Origin of the sequence: Acidiphilium sp., assembly GCF_049977125.1 — a bacterium.
Classification (GTDB): domain Bacteria; phylum Pseudomonadota; class Alphaproteobacteria; order Acetobacterales; family Acetobacteraceae; genus Acidiphilium.
Genome location: NZ_JBMFGY010000251.1, coordinates 1 through 3104, shown reverse-complemented (window position 1 = coordinate 3104; position 3104 = coordinate 1). Strand labels below are relative to the sequence as shown.

At 63.1% G+C, this 3104-nt stretch carries 4 protein-coding genes; 1 reads left to right on the top strand and 3 read right to left on the bottom strand.

The genetic code is table 11. The features are described 5' to 3' along the window. Nucleotides 1-90: 90 nt before the first annotated feature. Nucleotides 91-1104, top strand: a complete 1014-nt coding sequence (locus tag ACP5E6_RS17645; protein WP_427956459.1) for a DUF3991 domain-containing protein — start codon at nt 91-93, stop codon at nt 1102-1104. A 53-nt stretch (nt 1105-1157) separates the two neighbouring features. On the opposite strand, the gene ACP5E6_RS17640 is transcribed toward ACP5E6_RS17645, so the two are convergent. Genes ACP5E6_RS17640 through ACP5E6_RS17630 form a run of 3 tightly spaced genes read right to left on the bottom strand, consistent with a single transcriptional unit; the run spans nt 1158 to nt 2840 of the window. Further along, nucleotides 1158-1610, bottom strand: coding sequence for a hypothetical protein (locus tag ACP5E6_RS17640; protein ID WP_427956457.1), 453 nt, complete (start codon nt 1608-1610; stop codon nt 1158-1160). Between the two features lie 46 nt (nt 1611-1656). Beyond that, nucleotides 1657-2364: an SOS response-associated peptidase gene (locus tag ACP5E6_RS17635; protein WP_427956454.1), complete on the bottom strand. Its 708-nt coding sequence runs from the start codon at nt 2362-2364 to the stop codon at nt 1657-1659. Further along, the gene (locus ACP5E6_RS17630) at nt 2364-2840 is read right to left on the bottom strand and encodes a hypothetical protein (protein ID WP_427956453.1); all 477 of its coding nucleotides are present in this window, start codon (nt 2838-2840) and stop codon (nt 2364-2366) included. The genes ACP5E6_RS17635 and ACP5E6_RS17630 overlap by 1 nt, the downstream gene beginning before the upstream one ends. Nucleotides 2841-3104: the final 264 nt, after the last annotated feature.

Sequence of the window (3104 nt, the reverse complement as noted above, 5' to 3'; positions counted from 1 at the left end):
CTTCACCCACCCCTCCCGCATCTCGCCGCGTGGCGTCCGCCGAAAGGCGTGACCGCCTTTCGCCGATGAACCCAGACCAGGAGCTTCGCCATGATCTCATCACCCGACACCACCGGATGCCCACCCCGCCCCAGCCCGCGTTCAAACAACCGACGGGGCGACCGTGAGAACGACGCCGGCGAGGTCGATCTGCTGCGGCGGACCGTCTCCTGCTCGGTCATCCTCGAACGTGAAGGATGGCAGGTTGATGCCGCCGAAAGCTCGCGACACGCGGTGAAATACCGCCGCGGCGCCGGCGAGATCCTGATCGTCAACCACGACGACAAGGGCTGGTGGAACCCGCTCGGCGCGGAGAAAGGCGATTGCTTCACGCTGATCCAGTTCCTCCATCCGGAGTGCAACTTCGGTCATGTCCGCAAGACCCTGCGCGCGATCGCCGGCGTCGCCCCCGCGCGACTGGTTGCGGTGACCACGTCATTGCCAGACCCGAAGCAGGCGCCTTCACCACTGATCCGCTGGGAGGCGAAGCCCACGCTGCGCCCGACCACGAAAGCCTGGGACTATCTTGCCCGCGAACGGCATCTACCCGCTGCCATCCTCACCGCCGCTGCCGCGCAGGATTGCGTCCGGTCGGGCGGATTCGGCTGCGCTTGGTTCGCCCATCGGGATCACGAAGGCGCGCTGACCGGGATCGAAGCACGGGGCCCCGGCTATCGGGGGGTGCTCAAGGGCGGACAGAAGAGCCTGTTCCGGTTCGCGCCCGGCGGCACGGCCGACGATTATCGGCGGGTCGCGGTGACGGAAGCGCCCATCGATGCCCTGAGCCTCGCGGCACTCGAGCAGGGCCGGACCGATACAATCTATGTCGCCACGACGGGCGGACTTGGGCCGGGCACCGTCACGGCGCTGCGTCACTTGGTGGAGGCAATCGGATCGGTCGACGGCACCCTGGCCATTGCCACCGACGCCGATCGACCGGGAGATCGCCACGCTGCGCGGATCAAGGAAACGATCGCACCGATCGTCATCACTGTCGAACGGTTGCGGCCGTCCGGAGACGCGAAGGACTGGAACGAGGTCCTGATGAAGAGCAGATCCGGTTAATCGCTCGGCGCTGCTGCGTCGGGTGATCGAGATCGCATGGGTCGCCCGCGCTGTCAGCCGCCGGCGTGGACCACCAAGCCGATACCGATCACCGCCATCGCGAATGCGAGCCAGAGTATCCACTCGACAACGAGATGGCTTCGCTCGGAGAGCACAACAAGACGGGTGCCTCTGCGTATGATCGTCGCCGTTTCCGGTCCGTTATCGTTTGCCGCAGTCGCCATGATCTGCCCCCTCACCCACCGTAAACGGCTGGCAACCCAGAACGTCCAATACAACACCGGTAGAAGAATCATCAGCGCCAGCCAGATCACGATGATTCCCAGCCTGCCGTATTCCCCGGAGATCGGAAAATGCCAGGCTGCCCTTCCGGTGTGGATCGCAATCCCGGCATAGGTCGTCGTTAGAATGGCAGCGCTCGCAACCGGCCATCGCCCGATCATGCGCTGTACCGACGGCGCCGGTGCATCGGCGAAAGTGTCGACGTCCCTGCCCCGCCCGCTCATTTCTTCTCTTTCATCGGATCATCATGTGCCACGACCGGCTTATACCTCATGGGTGGCCTTCGGTCGCCATCGTCTCTGCCTCGATCTCCACCGGGTCGATCAGCCCTGGACCGTCAGTGCCAACCCGATTGACCGTGCGGGACACCGGCCAGGCCGGAACCTCGCCGGCGGCACTCCGCGCGAGAATAGCGGAGGGATCCCCTGAAACCTCGCCAAGCCAGATTGGCCAGTCCGCCTCGGCCACCACCAGGGGTGCCCGGCCATGGATGTCGGCGAGCGCGTCCGGTGCCGGTGTGGTGATGATCGCGAGCGACAATTCCGCCGGAAAATCCCGATGGGGCCGGTGCAGCGAGATGATCCCGCCAAGAGTGATCGGCTGCCCATCCGTGCGCCCCATCGCGTATGGCTGCTTCAGCCCGGGTGCGACCGGTTTCCATTCATACCAGCAGCGGACCGGAACAAGGCACCGCCGGGTTCGGAACGCAGTGCTGAACATCTTGTTGCTGGCGACGGTCTCGGCCTTCGCATTGATCGGCCGTATTTTTGCTAGTTCGGGGATCTTCTCCCAGGGCGCCAGAAACCCCCAATCCGCCGTGCAGAGCACTCGGCTACGGCCCTCACCCCGACAAACCGCCAAGACGGCATTGCCCGGTGCGACGTTCCAGCGCTCGACGTGCGAAACGACAGCGCCACTGCTGCCAAGCAGTCGATCGAAGGAACCTTCAGGAAAGGCCTGAGCAATACGACCACACATCAGTAAGGCCCACTTTCATAGTGCTTAGCTGGATCGGCATCATCATCGGGTGGAGGATCCGTTTCATCGATTGATCCTGCCGTCGCCAGAATACGCATCACCAGAAATAATTCCTTACGACGTTCTCGCGGAATTTTCCGGAACATGTGGACACAATATTGCTCGCTCATGTTTAACGAAGCCATCTCCGGCCGTTTGAGCCGTACCCGTTCTTGCTTTTCCTGACGAGCGCCAGGATCGGACAGGGTGGCAATCGGTTTGAATTCCGGCTTTGGCGAGGAAACAATCAGCAATCCGGCCGCGTCAAACTCGACAAGACCCAGCAGCTTCAGCCGTGACGATACACCTCCTGCCTTACGTCCTAACTGGCGGGCCAGACGGTCGATGTCGCCCAAACCCGAAAATCCCTCATAGAGAATCTTCTCTTCGGCAATCGACCACGGCGAGCCAACACGAGGCGCATCAGGATCTACCATCGAAAGAGCCCCAGAAAGATAACTCGAAACGAAGTCCTGCCATGAAACGAACCATCGACGAACGTGGATGAAGTCCTCTCATGGAGCGAAGCCAGCGGCAAGGGGCGAGGCATGGCGTTGCCAAACGGCCCTCAGTCTCCCTCAGGGGGACTGACCGCGGACGGCGATCCGCCGCCCGCGACCAGCCCGCTTCGGTCGAGCTTCGGACCCTTCGGCAATGCCATACCTCACGCCCTGGCCCCCGGCCTCGCACCATGAGTGGCG